Source organism: Allobosea sp. (assembly GCF_051860145.1).
Lineage (GTDB): Bacteria > Pseudomonadota > Alphaproteobacteria > Rhizobiales > Beijerinckiaceae > Allobosea.
The window spans coordinates 259,325-274,849 of the sequence record NZ_JBHYEM010000002.1; the positions used below are offsets into that span (position 1 = coordinate 259,325).

Below are 15,525 nucleotides of genomic sequence, written 5' to 3' on the forward strand. Positions count from 1 at the left end.
TCCCGGTCTATGCTCGCATAAAGGCCGCATAAAACCCTGGAGCCCGCGCCATGCTGTCCAACCTCGCCGTCCGCGATATCGAGACCCTGGTCCATCCCTATACCAACCTCGCGACCCATCGCGAGACCGGTCCGCTGGTGCTGGAGAGCGGCAAGGGCATCTTCGTCTATGACAGCAACGGCAAGGAATATATCGAGGGCATGGCCGGGCTCTGGTGCACGGCGCTCGGTTATTCCAACCAGGAGCTGGTCGAGACCGCCGCCGAGCAGATGAGGAAGCTGCCCTTCACCCATCTCTTCGGCGGGCGCAGCCATGACCCGGCGATCGAGCTGGCCGAGAAGCTCAAGGAGATCGCTCCCGTCCCGATCTCGAAGGTGTTCTACGGCGCCTCCGGCTCCGACGCCAACGACACCCAGGTCAAGATCGTCTGGTACATGAACAACGCGCTCGGCCGGCCGCAGAAGAAGAAGATCATCTCGCGGCTCAAGGGCTATCACGGCGTCACCGTGGCCTCGGCCTCGCTCACCGGCCTGCCCAACAACCATATCGATTTCGACCTGCCGCTGCCCGGCATCCTGCACACCTCCTGCCCGCATCACTATCGCTTCGCCGAGCCCGGCGAGAGCGAGCAGGACTTCTCGTCGCGCATGGCGGCCGAGCTGGAGGAGATGATCCTGCGCGAGGGGCCCGATACCGTCGCCGCCTTCATCGCCGAGCCGGTGATGGGCGCGGGCGGCGCGATCATCCCGCCCGACGGCTATTTCGAGAAGATCAACGCCGTCCTCGCCAAATACGACATTCTCTTCATCTCCGATGAGGTCATCACCGGCTTCGGCCGCACCGGCAACATGTTCGGCACCACGACCTATGGCATGAAGGTCGACTCGCTTTCGCTCGCCAAGCAGATCACCTCGGCCTATTTCCCGCTCAGCGCGGTGATGCTGAACGACAAGATCTATGACGTCCTCGTCGACCAGAGCCGCAAGATCGGCACCTTCGGCCACGGCAACACCTATGCCGGCCACCCGGTCGGCTGCGCCATCGCGGTCAAGACGCTGGAGATCTATCAGCGCGAGAAGATCGTCGACCATGTCCGCAAGGTCTCCCCGACCTTCGTCCGGCGGCTCGAGAAGCTCGCCGAGCATCCGCTGATCGGCGAGGCGCGCGGCGTCGGCCTGATCGGCGGCGTCGAGCTCGTCAAGGACAAGGCGACCAAGGCCCCGTTCGAGACCAAGAAGGGCGTCGGCCCGAAATCGGTCGTCTTCGCCCAGGAAGAGGGCCTGATCACCCGCGCCATGGGCGACCGCGTCGCCTTCTGCCCGCCGTTGGTGATCACCGAGGCCGAGATCGAGGAGATGTTCGACCGCTACGAGCGCGCGCTGAACAAGACCCTGAACTGGGCCAAGGCCGAGGGCCTGCTCGCCGCCTAAGGTGCGGCGTGCTTAACGTCCGCTTAACCGAAACGGCACCATGATTGCGAATTGGCCTGAAAAGCCATGAATAAATCATGATCGCGCCGTTTGCTGGTCCCGATCGGACACGACACTCCCGATTGTCGGCGGCCAGGAACTGTCGGCATGTGCAACCAGTGAAGTCAGGATCCATGTCCTCCTCCACACCGCGTCCGACGACGCAACGCAGCGCGAGCTTCCATGACGCTTCGGCGAAGGCAGCTTACGCATCCCGCTTCCGCCCGATCGCGTTTCCCGCGGTTGCCGCGGGAACAAGACGTGCCACTCCCGCGTTGGACAGGACAGCAGAGAAGAAACCGGACGATCTCCCGGCCATTCTCCGCAACGGTTTTGACGACTGATTGAGACGTTTAGACCTTTCGAGACCCTCCATGCTTGACCGGCGCAGAGTTCAAACTCTCGCCGGTCTTTTTTTGCGCATGGAGAGGCATTGCCGGAACGCCCGGGATGACAGCCACGTGGCCCGCTGAAAGAAAAAAGGCTGGCCTCGTCGAGGCCAGCCGAAATCGTCAAGCGATGGCAGAGATGGTGGCGCTCAGACCACGATCACCTTGGAGCCGACCGTGACCCGGTTGAACAGGTCGATCACGTCGATATTGCGCATGCGGATGCAGCCCGACGAGGCCGACCGCCCGATCGTCTCGGGCTCGTTCGTGCCGTGGATGCGGTAAAGCGTGTCCTTGCCGTTCTGGTAGAGATAGAGCGCGCGGGCGCCGAGCGGGTTGTCCGGACCGCCTTCCATGCCGCCGGCGCGCGGCGCCAGATGCGGCCAGCGCTTGATCATCTCGGCCGGAGGCGTCCAGCGCGGCCACTCTGCCTTGCGCTGCATCGTCGCCTCGCCGGTCCAGCCGAAGGCCTCGTCGCCGGTCGCGACGGCGTAGCGGATCGCCTTCTTGTTGGGGAGCACGTAGTAGAGATATTTCTCGACCGTATCGACCTTGATGCTGCCCGGGGGCAGCCCGGTCGGATCGGCGATCTCATAAGGCAGCTGGGTGATATGGTGCTCGAATTTCGGCACGAGCGCGATGTACTCGGCGTCGCGTTCCGACAGCGTCGGCGCATGCACGGTCTTGTATTGGCAGGCGGCCAACGACGTCGACAGCGCCAGAGCAACGATCACAGTTCGGTTCATGACTTTCCACCAGCGACGCCTCACGGGGCGACATTTATGATGAATACAAAGTTAAGGTTTTATATCCGCCCGGCATTTGCCGCCGCGTCTAGCCATGAGGCACCTCTAGGCCCGAAACAAACGTGGCGCAACGAAGTTCCGATTAAGACGCCCAATTCCACCTCTTCAGAGATGACCGTGGCAATATCGCCACGAATCGGGGGGTAGAACATCGGTTCGGCCCTGCTCCGTAGAAAGGTTACCTGTGACGACGCTTCTGATCACCCACCCGGCCAGCGCGCAGCATGCCACGCCGGCCGGCCATCCCGAGCGCGCCGAGCGCATCCGCGCCGTCGAGCAGGTGCTGGAGGCGGAGCGCTTCTCCGATCTCGTGCGAATCGCGGCGCCTCGCGGCGGGCTCGATCTCGTCACGCTCTGCCACCCCGCCGAATTCGCCGAGGCGATCATTGCCGCCGCCCCTGCTTCCGGGCTGGTCCAGATCGATGCCGACACCCTGATGTCGCCGGGCACCGTCGAGGCGGCGCTGCGCGGCGTCGGCGCCGCCGCGCTCGCCGTCGACGAGGTCATGACCGGCAAGGCCACGAATGCCTTCTGCGCGATGCGCCCGCCCGGCCACCATGCCGAGAGCGTCAAGGCGATGGGCTTCTGCTTCTTCAACAATGCCGCCATCGCCGCCCGGCACGCGCAAAAGGCGCACGGCGCCGAGCGCGTCGCGATCGTCGACTGGGACGTGCATCACGGCAACGGCACGCAGGAGATCTTCTGGGACGACGGCAGCGTGCTCTACGCCTCGACCCATGAGATGCCGCTCTACCCCGGCACCGGCGCCCTCTCCGATCGCGGCACGCAGGGCACGATCGTCAATGCGCCGCTCAGTGCCGGCGACGGTTCCGACGCGTTCAGGGACGCCTTCGAGAGCGCGCTTCTGCCGCGCATCGACGATTTCGCGCCGGACCTCATCATCATCTCGGCCGGGTTCGACGCGCATTGGCGCGACCCGCTCGCCAATATCAACCTCGTCGAGGAGGATTTCGCCTGGGCGACGCGCAAGCTGATGGCGATCGCCGAGCGCCGCAGCAAGGGCCGTCTCGTCTCGATCCTGGAAGGCGGCTACGATCTCGAGGCACTGTCGAAATCGACAGCCGTGCATGTCGCGGCGCTGATGGGAGGGTAACTCCCGTCATTGCGAGCGCAGCGAAGCAATCCAGGGGCGTCGCGCGAGACGGCTGGATTGCTTCGTCGCTGCGCTCCTCGCAATGACGACAACCCCTTCATTCCAGCGGCTCGCTTCCCGCGATCTCGATGCCGAACCCGCTCAAGCCCACGAAGGAGCGTGGCGAGGAGGCGAGGTTGACGATCGAAGCGACGCCGAGATCGCGCAGAATCTGGGCGCCGAGGCCCACCTCGCGCCATTGCTGCGAGCGAGCTGCGTCCGAGCCGTCCTCGACGCTCTTGATCGGCACGCCGGCGGAGCCGTCGCGCAAATAGATCAGCACGCCGCGCCCGTCCTGCTGGAAGCGCCGGAGCGCGCACTGGATCGCCTGTGCGCCGCCGAGCACATCGGCCACGACATTGGCCCGGTGCAGCCGGGCCGGCACCTTCTCGCCGTCGCCGAGCTTGCCCATCACGAAGGCGAAATGCTGCGTGTCCTCGAAGGGCGTGATGTAGACATGTCCGGTCATCTCGCCGAATTCGGTCTTGACCGGGAAGGAATGCACGCGCTCGACCAGCTTCTCGCGCGCCTGGCGGTAGGCGATGAGATCGGCGACCGTGATCTGCTGCAGCCCATGCGTCTTGGCGAAGGCCGTGATCTGCGGCCCCTTCATCACGGTGCCATCGTCATTGGCGAGCTCGCAGATGACGCCGACCGGCGGCAGGCTGGCGAGCCGGCACAGATCGACCGCCGCCTCGGTATGGCCCGAGCGCATCAGCACGCCGCCATCCTTGGCGATCAGCGGGAAGACATGGCCCGGGCGCACGAAATCGGTCGCGCCCATATTGCCATTGGCGAGGGCGCGCACCGTATTGGTGCGCTGCTCGGCCGAGATGCCCGTGGTCAGCCCGTGCTTGACGTCGACCGTCACGGTGAAGGCCGTGCCGAGCGGCGCGTCATTGGAGGAGACCATCGGGTCGAGCCGCAGCCGCCGCGCCTCCTCCGTCGTCAGTGGCGCGCAGACGATGCCGCAGGTGTTGCGGATGATGAAGGCCATCTTCTCCGGCGTGCAGAGCGAGGCTGCGATGATCAGGTCGCCTTCGTTCTCGCGGTCGTCGTCATCGGTGACGATCACGATCTCGCCGCGCGCGAAGGCCTCGATGGCCTGAGTGACGTTCTGCGGCATGGCAGCCTCCCGGGGCCCTTGCAGGCCGAGAAAATCATTGGGGGTGACGGCGGCGCCTGTGGCGGCGGCGATGCGCTCGGCGCTCTCGCGCGAGATCCAGGCGCCGGGATCGTTGCAGAGCGCCGTGACGCTGGCCGGCGACAGGCCGGCCTGCTTGGCGAAGACGCTGCGGGCGATGCCCTGCTGCTGGAGCCAGGTTTCGAGCTTCATCCCAGCAAGCTAATACGCGCCCGCTTCACTTGCAATGAAATCGAGAAAGAATTTCAGTAATACTGAAAGGCATCATTCCCCAGCCGAGATGGTCCTGAGATTCTCGGGACTGCGCTTCGCTCCGCCCGAGAATGACGCGCGCTCACCGCTCAAACGGCCAGCGCGGCTCGACCACACCGACCTGCGCCCGATGGCGCAGGAACTGGTCCGCCAGCACGCAGGCCACCATCGCCTCGCCGACCGGCACGGCGCGGATGCCGACGCAGGGGTCGTGCCGGCCCTTGGTGAACATCTCCGCCTCGCCGCCGGTCCGTGTCACCGTCGCGCGCGGGCTGAGGATCGACGATGTCGGCTTCACGGCGAAACGGGCGACGATCGCCTGCCCGGTCGAGATGCCGCCCAGGATGCCGCCGGCATGGTTGGAGAGGAATAGCGGCCTGCCGTCATTGCCGGCGCGCATCTCGTCGGCGTTCTCCTCCCCGGAGAGCTCGGCCGCTCCAAAACCTTCGCCGATCTCGACGCCCTTGACCGCGTTGATGCTCATCAGCGCCGCGGCCAGCTCGGCGTCGAGCTTGCCGTAGATCGGCGCGCCCAGGCCGGCCGGAACGCCCTCGGCGACGATCTCGAGCACGGCGCCGATCGAGGAACCGGATTTGCGGATGCCGTCGAGATAGCCCTCGAAGAACGCCGCCGCCTTGGCGTCGGGGCAGAAGAACGGGTTGTTGCCGATCTCGTCCCAGTCCCAGTTGGCGCGGTCGATCTTGTGCGGACCCATCTGCACCAGCGCGCCGCGCACGACCATGCCGGGCACGACCTTGCGCGCGATCGCGCCGGCAGCCACCCGCATCGCCGTCTCGCGCGCCGAGGAGCGTCCGCCGCCGCGGTAGTCGCGGATGCCGTATTTCACGTCATAGGTGAAATCGGCATGGCCGGGCCGGTACTTGTCCTTGATCTCGGAATAGTCCTTCGAGCGCTGGTCGACATTGTCGATCATCAGCCCGATCGAGGTACCGGTCGTCACCTGCGCGCCGCCGGCCTCCTGCGCGAAGACGCCGGAGACGATGCGGACCTGGTCCGGCTCCTGGCGCTGCGTGGTGAAGCGCGACTGGCCTGGCCGCCTGCGATCGAGCTCGCGCTGGATATCGGCCTCGGTCAGCGGGATGAGCGGCGGGCAGCCATCGACGACACAGCCGATCGCCGGCCCGTGGCTCTCGCCGAAGGTGGTGACGCGGAAGAGATGGCCGAAACTGTTATGGGACATGAGAGCCTGACGCGTTGCTGCGTCAGGCTCTTAGTCGGATTTGCGCCGCGGTGGAACCCGGGAGACCAAGTCACTTCACATCGACGACGAAGGTCTGCCTTTGCGCTCCGCGTCCGCCAGCATCATTGGTGATGAACTCATAGCCTACGCTGAAACGATCCTGGCCACGGAAGCCTGATTTCGGAATGTATGTGATCATGCGGCGATCAATGACCTTGCCTTCGCAATGATGCCCTTTGTCGACGATCGGATATTTGATCAGTTGCGAAGTAACACGCCCGTTAGCCGGCTGCTCTGTCACCGTCGCCTCAGGCGGCTCCCAGCTTGTACAGTCGGCTTGCGCATACATTCCTAAAGCATGCACGACGACCGGCGTATTCGCTTTTGTCGTGAAGGTTGTCGTATTGCAGCCGCCAGCGAGCAGCGCCAGCCCGGCGCCGCAGATCCATTGTTTCGAAATCATCATGCCCCCCGCCCGAAATGAGCGTCTGACAGTCAGCATGACGCAGGTGGAGATGCAATTGGCAGTTGTAACGGGTCGGCTGCGACTTAATGCCCGGCCGCCTGCGCCGGCACGGCGGGCGCGCCCTCCCAGCGGGTATGCGCCGGGATGTTCTCGCCCTTCATGATCACGGTGAGCAGGCCGATCTGGGCATAGTCGCCGACATGGGTGTCGTAGAGCACGGTTGCGCCGGCGCCGACGCAGACGCCCTTGCCGAGCGTGACGCGGCCGACCTTCATGACGCGGTCCTCATAGAGATGCGTCTGCAGGGCGGAATGCGCGTTGACTGTGCAATAGTCGCCGACCTTGATGCAGTCGAACTCGGTGATGTCGGTCGAATCCAGCCAGACGCCCTTGCCGTATTTCGCGCCGAACAGCATCAGGAACCAGGGCAGGAACGGCGTGCCGCGCAAATAGTCGAACAGCACCTTGCCGCCCAGGCCCCAGTAGAGCACCGCGACAGCCTCGGTCCGCATCGCCCACCAGGACCACATCGGCTTCATCACCGGCTTGTAGACGCCCATCAGCAGCCATTTCATCGCGGCGCAGATCAGCGCCTGCGCGATGGCGATCAGCATCGCGCAGCCCATGAAGCCGAGCACGAGCCCGCTCCAGTTGCCCTCGAAGATCTTCTGCTGCAGCACGAGATCGACCGCGATCGTGCCGAAGGTGATGAAGAGCATCGCCGGGAAGGAGGTGTGCAGCGCCTCGAAACCGGCCCGCGCCAGCTTCTTGCCGAGCGAGGGCTTGTAGGTCCAGTCGGCGCCGAGATCGACCTTCTGGCGCGTCGGCAGGCGGATCGGCGGCGAGCCGAACCAGGTGTCCCCGGCCTGCATCTGGTCGTTGGTCGGCGGCTTCGACTTGATGCCGATCAGAACCTTGTCGGGCACCACGGCTCCCGGCGGCACGACCGCGTCATTGCCGATGAAGACCTGCTCGCCGGTGCGCGTCATGTCGAGGCGCATATAGCCGCGCCGCATGTCCTCGTCGCCGAACACGACCTCGTCGGCGATGAAGTTGCCGGCGCCGATCTCGGTCAGGTCGTAGCGCCCGGACAGGTTGGTCGAGATCTCGGCGCCCTTGCCGATGCCGGCGCCCATCAGCCGGTACCAGAAGCGCATGTAGATCGTCGCGAACAGCGAGGACAGCGTCTCCAGGGTCACCTCGGTCGCCAGCGCCACGGTCCATTTGCGGGCATAGAAGCCGGAATGGATCGACCAGGAGCCGGAGGTCACGCGCGGCAGGATCGCCCAGCGCAGGCCCGCCATCAGCAGCACCGTGAAGGCGATCAGCCCCATCGCCGTCGGCCAGGTCAGGATCGGCAGGTACCAGAGATAGCTGACCTCCGACCAGGTCGCGATCCAGTCGTCGATCTGGTCGAAGAGCCAGAAGGCCGGGAAGATCGGCAGCAGGCTGATCGGCGGCAGCACGATCAGCATCAGGACGTAGAAGGCGGTCATCAGGGCGCGACGGCGCGGGCTCGCCTCGGCCTGTGGCGGCAGCGAGGCGAGATCGACCATGCCGATTTTGCGGCCCGGTGTGCCGTCCCAGATCTCGCCCTCGCCGAGGGTGGCCCCGGGCGGGATCGCGGTCAGGTCGCCGATCTCGACATGGTCGCCGACCACGCTGCCATGGCCGAAGACGACAGAGGCGCCGGCGCTGACATCGGCGCCGATCCTGATGCGGCCGAGGATGAGCTTATCGCCGATCGCCTCGCCATTGGCGAAGGTGGTCTTCGAGCCGAAGGTGGTGCCGTCGCCGATCTCGATCAGGTCGACGGCGCCGGCCTCGTAGTCGGAGATGATGACGTCGCGGCCGACCTTGGCGCCGAGCAGGCGCCAGTAGAAGCGCATCACCGGCGTGCCCTGCAGCCATTTGATATGGACGAGGCCGGCGACGCGCGCCGCGAACCACCAGCGGAAATAATAGACGCCCCAGAGCGGGTAGACGCCTGGCTTCGTCCGGCCGAGCACCAGCCATTTCAGCGCGATCGAGATCAGGCCGGTGACGATGGTGATCGCGACATAGACGCCGAGCAGGCTGAACACCTGCGCCGGCAGCGACAGATCCTCGCCGGAGATCAGCAGATAGGTGACGAAGATGCCGAGCCACTGCGCCGTCGCCAGCCCGATGATGACCGGCAGCACGGCGGCCTGCGCCAGGCCGCAGAGGAAGCGCCTCTGGAAGGATGGCGGCGTGAAGGAGAGGTCCTGCGCCTCGGCGATGCCGCGCCCGTCGAGCAGGGCCGCCATCCCGCGTAGCGTGCGGGCGCCGTAGACGTCCTGCAAGGTGATGCCGGCATAGGCCGGCGTCTCGCGCACGATCGAGATGAAGCGGGCCGCCAGCAGCGAATGGCCGCCGAGATCGACGAAGAAGTCGGCTTCCAGCGGCAGTGCCTGCGCGCCGAGCACGCGCTTGGCGGCTTCGAGCAAAGCTGCCTCGGTGGCGTTGCGCGGCGGCTCCTGCTCGCCCTCGGCCGCCGGCGCGGTCAGCGGCGCGGCCCTGAGCATCTTGCGGTCGACCTTGCCGGAAACCATGCGCGGCAGCGAGCCCACCGCCTCGAAATGCGCCGGCACCATATAGGGCGGCAGTTTCTCGCGCAGCGCCGCACGCAGCACCGCCGCATCGAGCGCGACGCCCGGCTCGCCGACGACGAAGGCGACGAGCCGCTCGATGCCGTCATCCTCGCGCAGCACCACCGCCGCCTGGTTGATCCCCGGTTCGCCGCTGAGCTTCGTCTCGATCTCGCCGAGCTCGACCCGGAAGCCGCGGATCTTGATCTGATCGTCGATGCGCCCGTGGAAGACGATGTTGCCGGCGCCATCGAGGCTGACGGCGTCGCCCGAGCGGTACAGCACCGGGTCGTCGCCGGCGCCGCCGAAGGGATTGACGATGAATTTCTCGGCTGTCAGCTCGGGGCGGCCGTGATAGCCGCTGGCGACGCCCGGCCCGCCGATCAGGAGCTCGCCCTGCTCGCCGGGCGGCAGCAGTTTCAGGTCTTCGCTGACGACATAGGCGGTGTAGTTCGGGATCGGCCGGCCGATCGTCACCGTCTCGCCCGGCTTCACGTCGGTCGCGGTCGCGACCACCGTCGCTTCGGTCGGCCCATAGGTGTTGAGGATGCGCCGGCCGGGCCTGGCCCATTTCTGCACGATCGAGGGCGGCAGCGCCTCGCCGCCGAGCAGGATCAGCCGGAGCGAGGGCACGTCGGCCGGCAGGATGCCGAGCAATGTCGGCACCGTGTCGATCACCGTGACGCCGGCCTCGCCGAGGATGGCCGGCAGCTTCTCGGCATCGCCCATCATTTCGGGCGAGGCGACGAACAGCGTCGCGCCGACGAGATAGGGCGTCCAGATCTCCTCCATCGACAGATCGAAGGCGACTGAGGCGCCTTGGAAGACGATATCGTCCGCTCCCATGCCGTAGAAGGCGTTTCCGGAGCGCAGGAAATGGCAGATGTTGCGGTGGCTGATGACGATCGCCTTGGGCGTGCCCGTCGAGCCCGAGGTGTAGATCAGATAGGCCGGGTGGTCCTTGCTCAGCCCGACGGCACGGGCCGGCACCTGCGCGCCGTCGTCGCGCGCCGCGAGATCGGCGGGTGACCAGACCGTGCGGCCGGTCGCCGCCGCCCTGGCCTGCCAGGCCGGGCAGGTCACCAGGCCCTTGGCCTCGGCGTCGTTCAGGCAGGTCGCGATCCGGTCGACCGGAGCCTCGGCATCAAACGGCACCCAGGCCGCGCCGCTCAGCGTGATCGCGATCTGGGCCACGAGCAGGTCGATGCCGCGCGGCATCCACAGGCCGACCATGTCACCGGGCCCGACGCCCGCGAGCGCGAGACCGCGCGCCTGGCCGCGCGCCGCCGCCCAGACCTCGTCATAGCTGAGACGACGCTCCACGTCCGTCAGGGCCGGATGGGGACCGCGCGCCGCGACGCTGGCCGCGAAAATCTCGCCCAGGACCTCGTCACGGATCAGGTCCGGCCGCTTCTCGCCAGCGATCATCGCGAGCGGATTCGCGCCTCGGACGGCATCCTCCGCCGACAGAATGCTGATATCGTTCATTGTGCCCCGCTGCGGTTCGCCGGAGAGGGGTCTGGGGGGCTCGGCCTCGCCGTCGCTTCCCAAGGCCCCGCGGTGGACCGCACCTTCAAAACGCCCGGAACGCCGTATCGATCACGGCGGATTCCGGCTCTTCCCCCGGCCAAGCATGTCTCTGCTGCGCCCAGCCCTGCTAGCATAACACTCCTTAACGAGCACCCCTGAACCCGCGATGAATGGCAACGCCGGACGCCAGTGCTACACCCAGGACACACGCCCCGAGGCGACCATCAGGATCTTGCCCTGCCAGATATCGACCATCGCTGCCTCGCCGGGCGCCACCGCCCCGACGAGCGCCAGCACGGCACGGGCGACCCCGCCATGGCTGACCATGACCGTCTCGCGCTCCAGCCCCTCGAGAACCGGCCTGATCCGCTCGGCCAGCATGCGGTAGCTCTCGCCGCCAGGCGGCACGAAGCTCCATTTGTCGCGCTCGCGGGCGAGCGCCAGCTCGCGCTCCGCTTTGCGGATGTCGCGCCAGGTGAAGCCTTCCCACTCGCCGAAGGTCAGCTCGCGCAGGCGCTCGTCCGTGCGATACCCCGCCACCGGCAGCCCAAGCTGATGCCGCAGGATCTCCATGGTCTCACGGGCGCGCTGCATCGGCGAGGCGACGAAATCGAGCCCGTCATAGCCCCTGACCAGATCGCGCAGCCGCCCGGCCGCCTCCGCCGCCTGTTCGCGCCCGACCGCGTTCAGTGGAATGTCCTGCCCGCCCTGGAGGCGACCCTCCCGGTTCCAGTCGGTTTCGCCATGACGGACGAGGAAAAGGCGGTGGGGAATCGTGAGCGGCAGCATGCCCGGCTCATGCACGCTCGGCCCCCTTGCGTCAAAGCGTCAGAGAAGCACAGGGCCATGCATGGCGCTCGGCAGCGCTTTCTGTTGGCCGAGCGGGCCTGCGCTGTATATAGGCGGCACTCCGCTTCGGATGGATCCATGTCCCCGGCTCTCACCTTGCCAGACGGTCGCAGGCTCGCGCTCAACGCAGCCCCCCTGTTGATGGGCGTCGTCAACGTCACGCCCGATTCGTTTTCGGACGGCGGCATGCTGAAAAGTGCCGAGGACGCGATCGTCCATGGCGAGCGCCTGGCGGCAGAAGGCGCCGACATCGTCGATATCGGCGGCGAATCGACCAGGCCCGGCCATGCCACCATCGACGCGGCGACTGAGCTCGCCCGCGTGCTTCCGGTGATTGCGGGCGTCGCGGCGCGGACCAACGTTCCGATCTCGATCGACAGTTACAAGGCCGAGGTCGCCGAGGCGGCACTCCGCGCCGGAGCCAGCATCGTCAACGATGTCTGGGGCTGCCAGCGCGACCCGGCCATCGCAGGCGTCGCCGCCCGCCTCGGCGCGCCGCTGATCCTGATGCACAACCGCGATACGATCGACCCGGAGATCGACATCTTCGACGACACGCTACGCTTCCTGGAGCGGTCAATCGCGATCGCCACCGCTGCCGGCGTGCCCCGCTCCCAGCTCGTGGTCGATCCCGGCATCGGCTTCGGCAAGACGCCGGAGCAGAACCTCGCCTTGATTCGCGATCTCGGCCGGCTCGCCGAACTCGGCTGCCCGATCCTGCTTGGCGCCTCGCGCAAATCCACGATCGGCCTGGTGACCGGGCGGACAATTCCGGCCGAGCGGCTGGCCGGCAGCATCGCCGCGCATCTCTATGGCATCATGCGGGGCGCCGCCATCATCCGGGCCCACGACGTCGCGCCCCATGTCGACGCCATCAAGATCTGGACGAGGATCGGAGCGACATCATGAGCCGGACCGGACAGATCATCATCGAGGAGCTCGACCTCTACGCCTATCACGGCCATTTCGCCGAGGAAGAGCGGCTGGGTCAGCGCTTCGTCATGGACCTCGTGCTCGACTGCGACCTGCGCGCCTCCTCGCTCAGCGACAGCCTGGCGGATACGGTGGATTACGGCGCCGTCGTCGCGCTGGTGACCAAGACCTTCTCGGCGCGCCGCTTCAAGCTGCTCGAAGCGGCGGCGCGGGCGCTGGCTGAGGCCATCTTCGCCGGCTATCCCGCCGTCACCGGCATCAGCGTCACCTTGCGCAAGCCTGCCCCGCCGATCCCGGGCCGGATGGCGTCGGTCGGCATCAAGCTGGATTTCCGGCGTGACGACTGACGCCACCCTCGGCTTCGGCGGCAATCTCGGCGATCCCGTGGTGGCTTTCGCCGCAGCGCTGGCACGGCTCGGCAATCATCCCGGGATCGCCGTTACGGCTTTCTCCTCGGTCTGGCGCACCGCGCCCTGGGGCAAGCTCGACCAGCCGGAATTCCTCAACATGGCCGTGCGTCTCGAAACCGGGCTCGGCCCGGAGGCCCTGCTGGAGCTCTGCCTCGCGATCGAGCGGGAGAGCGGCCGCGAGCGCCGCGAGCGCTGGGGCCCGCGCACGCTCGACATCGACATCCTGACCTATGGCGGGCAGGCGATCGATCGGCCGGGGCTCCAGGTCCCGCACCCGCGCATCGCGGAACGTGGCTTCGTGCTGGCGCCGCTGGCAGAGATCGCGCCGGAGCTGTTGATCCGCGGCAAGAGCGTCAAGGAGCTTCGCGACGCGATGGCCGGCGAGGCGATCAGGCGCGACGACCTCGAAACCGCGAGGCTGCGGGCGATGCTCGACCCGGACGCCTGACGCGCCCGAAAGCCGGCCGCCGCTCCGCTCATTCCGCCTTGTCGAGCGTGATGTCGGGCGCCGACGGCACCTTCATGCCGACGACATGGTAGCCGGCATCGACATGCATGATCTCGCCGGTGATGCCGCGCGACATGTCGGAGACCAGGAACACGGCGGTCTCGCCGACCTCCTCGATCGTCACCGTGCGCCGCAGAGGCGAGTTGTATTCGTTCCAGCGCAGGATGTAGCGGAAATCGCCGATACCCGACGCCGCCAGCGTCTTGATCGGCCCGGCCGAGATCGCGTTGACGCGGATCTTCGAGGGGCCGAGATCGGCGGCGAGATATTGCACGCTCGATTCCAGCGCCGCCTTGGCAACGCCCATGACGTTGTAATGCGGCATCCATTTCTCGGCGCCGTAATAGGTCAGGGTCAGCATCGCGCCGCCATCGGTCATCAGCTTCTCCGCCCGCTGCGTGACGGCAGTGAAGGAGTAGCAGGAGATCAGCAGCGACTTGGTGAAATTCGCTTCGCTCGTCTCGACATAGCGGCCGGTCAGCTCGTCCTTGTCGGAGAAGGCGATGCAATGGACGACGAAATCGAGCTTGCCCCAGAGCTCTTCGACCTGCGCGAAGACGGCGTCGATCGTGCTGGAATCGGTGACGTCGCAATGGCCGACGACATGGCCGCCCAGTTCCTTCGCCAACGGCTCGACGCGCTTCTTGAGGGCGTCGCCCTGATAGGTGAAGGCGAGCTCGGCCCCGGCATCGGCGGCGGCCTTGGCGATGCCCCAGGCGATCGAGCGATTGTTCGCGACACCCATGATGAGGCCGCGCTTGCCCTTCAGGACATGGGCGGTCGAGGAGGCAGCGCTGGATTCGGGCATCGGAGACCTGCGAACTGGACGAAGCGGAGGGTCTCTTAGCCGAGCCAGAGCGTCAGCGAAAGGCTGCTCTTGCTTCGGTTACTCCGTCCGGGCCTTCATCAGGGCCGTCAGCTCCGCATCCGTCCCGGGCATCTCGATGTCGATCGCGACGAAGAGATCACCGACATGGCCCTTCTCGCCCTTCAGCCCCTTGCCGCGCAGGCGGAACTGCTTGGTCGTGCCGGTCAGCGGCGGAATCCGCATCTCCACAGTGCCGGTCAGCGTCGGCACATGCAGCGGCCCGCCGAGCACGGCCTGCGCCAGCGGCACCGCGACGCGCGTGCGCAGGTCGTTGCCCTCGATGGTGAAGCGCGGGTCGGGCTTGACCTTGATCGTCATCAGCAGATCGCCGGCCTCGCCCGAGAACGGGTCCACCTGGCCGAGGCCGCGCAGCCGCATGACCTTGCCGTCCGCCACCCCTTCCGGGATCGTGACCTCGACCTCGCGGCCATGCGGGAGCTTGACCCGGCGGCTCGCCCCGGTCGCCGCCTCGACGAGCGAGACGCTCAGCGTGAAGCTCTGCTCGGGCGGCTTCTGTGCCTCGGCCCGCGCCCGGCCGCCGCGCCGCGCCGCATCGCCGAAGAGCGAGCCGAAGATGTCGGCGGGATCGAAGCCTTGCTCGCCGCCGCCGCGGCCGGAGGGCGAGCCGCCCTGGCCGAAATGATATTCGAAGCCGCCGGAGCGCCCGCCGCGGCCGGTGCCCATGCCCTCGAAGCCCTGGAATTTCGGCTTGCCGTCGGCGTCGATCTCGCCGCGGTCGAACTGCTTGCGCTTGGTGTCGTCGCCGAGGATCTCATAGGCGCTGTTGAGCTCGGAGAACCGGTCCTGCGCCTTGGGATCGTCCCGGTTGCGGTCGGGATGCAGATCCTTGGCGCGCTTGCGATAGGCCTTCTTGATCTCCGCCTCGCTCGCGGCGCGAGCGACGCCCAGGACCTGATACGGATCGCGCATGCATGAAC

13 protein-coding genes are annotated in these 15,525 nt (G+C 66.8%); 5 read left to right on the plus strand and 8 right to left on the minus strand.

The window, feature by feature from the left end; all coding sequences use genetic code 11:
- Positions 1-50: 50 nt before the first annotated feature.
- A complete protein-coding gene (locus ACTIF2_RS04435; protein ID WP_439495830.1) occupies positions 51-1,430 on the plus strand; it encodes an aspartate aminotransferase family protein in 1,380 nt (459 codons plus the stop codon).
- A 577-nt stretch (positions 1,431-2,007) separates the two neighbouring features.
- On the opposite strand, the gene ACTIF2_RS04440 is transcribed toward ACTIF2_RS04435, so the two are convergent.
- Positions 2,008-2,604 (minus strand): L,D-transpeptidase, encoded by a 597-nt coding sequence (locus ACTIF2_RS04440; protein ID WP_439495831.1) that lies wholly within the window; start codon positions 2,602-2,604, stop codon positions 2,008-2,010.
- A 244-nt stretch (positions 2,605-2,848) separates the two neighbouring features.
- Here ACTIF2_RS04440 and ACTIF2_RS04445 point away from each other — a divergent pair, with 244 nt between their 5' ends.
- Positions 2,849-3,778: a histone deacetylase family protein gene (locus tag ACTIF2_RS04445; protein WP_439495832.1), complete on the plus strand. Its 930-nt coding sequence runs from the start codon at positions 2,849-2,851 to the stop codon at positions 3,776-3,778.
- Positions 3,779-3,875: 97 nt separating this feature from the next.
- Here ACTIF2_RS04445 and ribB read toward each other — a convergent pair whose 3' ends face one another.
- From ribB to ACTIF2_RS04470, 5 genes are all read right to left on the minus strand, one after another.
- Positions 3,876-5,153 (minus strand): 3,4-dihydroxy-2-butanone-4-phosphate synthase, encoded by a 1,278-nt coding sequence (ribB, locus tag ACTIF2_RS04450; protein WP_439495833.1) that lies wholly within the window; start codon positions 5,151-5,153, stop codon positions 3,876-3,878.
- 142 nt (positions 5,154-5,295) lie between these two features.
- Positions 5,296-6,414 (minus strand): chorismate synthase, encoded by a 1,119-nt coding sequence (gene aroC, locus ACTIF2_RS04455; RefSeq protein WP_439495834.1) that lies wholly within the window; start codon positions 6,412-6,414, stop codon positions 5,296-5,298.
- A gap of 70 nt (positions 6,415-6,484) precedes the next feature.
- A complete protein-coding gene (locus ACTIF2_RS04460; protein ID WP_439495835.1) occupies positions 6,485-6,880 on the minus strand; it encodes a hypothetical protein in 396 nt (131 codons plus the stop codon).
- A gap of 83 nt (positions 6,881-6,963) precedes the next feature.
- The gene (locus ACTIF2_RS04465; RefSeq protein ID WP_439495836.1) at positions 6,964-10,977 is read right to left on the minus strand and encodes a Pls/PosA family non-ribosomal peptide synthetase; all 4,014 of its coding nucleotides are present in this window, start codon (positions 10,975-10,977) and stop codon (positions 6,964-6,966) included.
- A gap of 234 nt (positions 10,978-11,211) precedes the next feature.
- The gene (locus ACTIF2_RS04470) at positions 11,212-11,808 is read right to left on the minus strand and encodes a histidine phosphatase family protein (protein ID WP_439495837.1); all 597 of its coding nucleotides are present in this window, start codon (positions 11,806-11,808) and stop codon (positions 11,212-11,214) included.
- Positions 11,809-11,946: 138 nt separating this feature from the next.
- Here ACTIF2_RS04470 and folP point away from each other — a divergent pair, with 138 nt between their 5' ends.
- From folP to folK, 3 genes are read left to right on the plus strand one after another with little or no spacing between them, the layout of a single operon-like run.
- Entirely contained in the window at positions 11,947-12,777 is an 831-nt protein-coding gene (folP, locus tag ACTIF2_RS04475; protein WP_439495838.1) for a dihydropteroate synthase, read from the plus strand.
- The gene (gene folB / locus ACTIF2_RS04480) at positions 12,774-13,148 is read left to right on the plus strand and encodes a dihydroneopterin aldolase (RefSeq protein ID WP_439495839.1); all 375 of its coding nucleotides are present in this window, start codon (positions 12,774-12,776) and stop codon (positions 13,146-13,148) included. The genes folP and folB overlap by 4 nt, the downstream gene beginning before the upstream one ends.
- Positions 13,129-13,659 (plus strand): 2-amino-4-hydroxy-6-hydroxymethyldihydropteridine diphosphokinase, encoded by a 531-nt coding sequence (folK, locus tag ACTIF2_RS04485; protein ID WP_439496067.1) that lies wholly within the window; start codon positions 13,129-13,131, stop codon positions 13,657-13,659. The genes folB and folK overlap by 20 nt, the downstream gene beginning before the upstream one ends.
- A 28-nt stretch (positions 13,660-13,687) precedes the next feature.
- On the opposite strand, the gene fabI is transcribed toward folK, so the two are convergent.
- Positions 13,688-14,527, minus strand: coding sequence for an enoyl-ACP reductase FabI (fabI, locus tag ACTIF2_RS04490; protein ID WP_439495840.1), 840 nt, complete (start codon positions 14,525-14,527; stop codon positions 13,688-13,690).
- Positions 14,528-14,605: 78 nt separating this feature from the next.
- Positions 14,606-15,517, minus strand: coding sequence for a DnaJ C-terminal domain-containing protein (locus ACTIF2_RS04495; protein ID WP_439495841.1), 912 nt, complete (start codon positions 15,515-15,517; stop codon positions 14,606-14,608).
- Positions 15,518-15,525 lie beyond the last annotated feature (8 nt).